The sequence below is a fragment of the Amycolatopsis ruanii genome (assembly GCF_003385175.1).
Taxonomy (GTDB): domain Bacteria; phylum Actinomycetota; class Actinomycetes; order Mycobacteriales; family Pseudonocardiaceae; genus Amycolatopsis_E; species Amycolatopsis_E thermalba.
Genome location: NZ_PQHY01000158.1, coordinates 1 through 2,854 on the forward strand (window position 1 = coordinate 1; position 2,854 = coordinate 2,854).

The 2,854-nt window shown below is 73.6% G+C and carries 2 protein-coding genes and 1 pseudogene; 1 reads left to right on the top strand and 2 read right to left on the bottom strand.

Annotated elements, in window-relative coordinates; all coding sequences use genetic code 11:
* Window positions 1-350 precede the first annotated feature (350 nt).
* Window positions 351-911, top strand: a pseudogene (locus D0D28_RS37240) (LysR family transcriptional regulator); the annotation flags it as partial.
* Window positions 912-1,252: 341 nt separating this feature from the next.
* Here D0D28_RS37240 and D0D28_RS35290 read toward each other — a convergent pair.
* The gene (locus tag D0D28_RS35290; RefSeq protein ID WP_116115535.1) at window positions 1,253-1,714 is read right to left on the bottom strand and encodes an Rv2732c family membrane protein; all 462 of its coding nucleotides are present in this window, start codon (window positions 1,712-1,714) and stop codon (window positions 1,253-1,255) included.
* Window positions 1,711-2,854 (bottom strand): MiaB/RimO family radical SAM methylthiotransferase (locus D0D28_RS35295; protein WP_116115537.1); only part of this gene is annotated, 1,144 nt, incomplete at its 5' end. The genes D0D28_RS35295 and D0D28_RS35290, both read right to left, overlap by 4 nt.

Consider the following 2,854-nt stretch of genomic DNA (forward strand, 5'->3'; position numbering starts at 1 on the left):
TGATGGGGTGGATCACGCACCGCGGCGGGCGGGCGCAGCGCGACAGAGGGAAGCGGGCAGGCGGGCGCGAAGCGAAGAAGCAGCGCGGCACACGCAGCGGGCGCGAGGCGCGCCGGCACCCGTAGCGCAGCGGGCGGGCGCGCGCAGCGCGGCAGACGCAAAGCGGGCACGGCACCCGCAGCGCGCCACACGCAACGCGGCGCGCGCAGCGCGACGCGGTCGCGGCAAGCGCTAAGCGCGGCAGGCGGAGGCGACGCGGCCGCACCAGGAGCTTGGTCACCTTGGCGTGGGCCCTCTCCGGGGCTTACCGTCGAGGCGTGGATCTGCGCCGCCTCGCCTCGTTTCTGGCGGTGGCCGAGGAAGGGCACTTCGGCCGGGCCGCGGCGCGCCTCTTCCTCTCCCCGCCGGCCGTCACCGCCCACATCCAGCAGCTCGAGCGTGACCTGGGGGTGCCGCTGTTCGAACGGTCGCCGGTCCGGCTCACCCCCGCCGGGCACCGCTTCCTGGGGCACGCCCGCGGCCTGGTCGACGCCGCCAACGCCGCCCTCGCCGACATGGCGGACCTCACCGAACAGGCCGACACCCTGCGCGTCGGCGTCATGGGGCACGGCTCGGCCGAGCTGACCCCGGCCGTCATCGCCGCGTTCCGGCACCTGCGGCCGCACGTGGAGCTCAAGCTCGAAGCGCTCACCTTCACCGAGCACACCAGCGCCCTGCTGGAGCACCGCGTCGACGTGGCCTTCGTCCGCCCCGCGGTCACCGACGAGCGCGTCACCGTCGACGTCCTCACCACCGAGGCCCGCATCGTCGTCATCCCGGCCCGCTCCGACCTGGCCGCGGCCCGCGAGCTGCACCTCGCCGACGTCCTGGACCTGCCGTTCGTCGCGCTGCCGCCGCACACCCCGCGGCCCTTCACCGACTACCTGTACTTCACCGAGGCCCGCGGCGGCGAGGCCCCGCGCCCCGGACCGGACCACGCGGTCACGCCGCAGGAGGTGCTGATGAGCGTGGCCGCGGGACGTGGCGCGGGCTCGGCGCTCAGCTCGTTCGCGCGCTTCACCGCTGGCCCGGGACGGTCTGCGTGCCGGTCGTGGACGCGCCGTGGGACCACAGCGTGCTCGCCACCCGCACCGGGGACCGCGACCCGGACGTCCAGTTGTTCCGCGGCCTCGCCCGGTCACTCGCGCCGCGGTTCCACTCAGCTGCGGGACCGTACTCAGGTGCGGGACCGTACTCAGGTGCGGGACCGTACTCAGGTGCGGGACCAGGCGGTGCGCATCCACTGGGCGGCCAGCAGGATCGTCGCGACCAGGGCGATCACCATGCCGATGCCGGGGCCGCGGCCGGTGGCGCCGTTGGCGACTGACGACTGCTGCGACCAGATCGCCAGCAGCCCGTCGACGGAGGCGAACCAGCCGCCCATCGCGCACACCCACGACAGCCACCAGCGGCGCGTCATCAGCGTCAGCGCCGAGGCCAGCACGCCGATCACCGTGGACGTGACCGCGAACAGCTGCGGGATGCCGCCGCTCTGCCCGAGCAGCACCTGCCAGCCCACGTGCGGGCCGACCCACGGCAGCAGCTGGCCCACCAGCAGCACGAACACCAGCACCGCGATGACGAACCCGCGGCGGCCCAGCTCGACCGTGCGGGACGCCTTGGTCACGACCTCGTCGACGTCGGTGCCCAGCCGGTCGTAGTCGCTCTCACTCACAGCCCGCACCCGCCCGTCGTCACCGGCTGGGGCGCCGGGCGGCCGAACGAGGGCAGCCCGAGGCTCACCCCGTCGGTCTTGGGCCGGCGGCCCGCCTCCACGTTGTCACCGGCGCGGGTGCGCCGGTGCGACAGCAGGTCGCCGTCGGCGACGAGGTGGTGCGGCGCCCCGTAGGTGACCACGGTCTCCACGATGTCACCCGGCCGCACGGACCGGTCGATCGCGGACCCGGTGGGCGTGAAGTGCACCAGGCGCCCGTCGCGGGCGCGCCCGCTCATCCGCCGGGTCTCGGTGTCCTTGCGGCCCTCGCCCTCGGCGACCAGCAGCTCGACCTTGCGCCCGACCAGCTTCTTGTTCTCGTCCCAGGCGATCTCGTTGACCAGCTCGACCAGCCGGTCGTAGCGCTCCTGCACGACCTGCTTGGGCAGCTGGTCCGGCAGCTCGGCGGCCGGGGTGCCGGGGCGCTTGGAGTACTGGAAGGTGAAGGCGCTGGAGAACCGCGCCTGCCGCACCACGTCCAGGGTGGCCTGGAAGTCCTCTTCGGTCTCGCCGGGGAACCCGACGATGATGTCGGTGGTGATGGCCGCGTCCGGGATCCGGTCCCGCACCTTGTCCAGAATGGACAGGAACCGGCTGGACCGGTAGGACCGGCGCATCTCGCGCAGGATCCGGTCCGAACCGGACTGCAGCGGCATGTGCAGCTGCGGGCACACGTTCGGGGTTTCGGCCATCGCGTCGATGACGTCGTCGGTGAACGCGGCCGGGTGCGGCGAGGTGAACCGGACCCGCTCCAGCCCGTCGATGCCGCCGCACGCGCGCAGCAGCTTGGAGAACGCGTCCCGCTCGCCGAACTCGACGCCGTAGGAGTTGACGTTCTGCCCCAGCAGGGTCACTTCCAGCACGCCCTCGGCGACCAGCGCCTCGACCTCGGCCAGGACCTCGCCGGGCCGCCGGTCGCGTTCCTTGCCGCGCAGCGACGGCACGATGCAGAACGTGCACGTGTTGTTGCAGCCCACCGAGATCGACACCCAGCCCGAGTAGGCCGACTCCCGCCGCGCCGGCCGCGTCGCGGGGAACGTCCCGAGCGATTCCAGGCTCTCCACCTCGTCCTCGGCGTTGTGCCGGGCGCGCTCCAGCAGC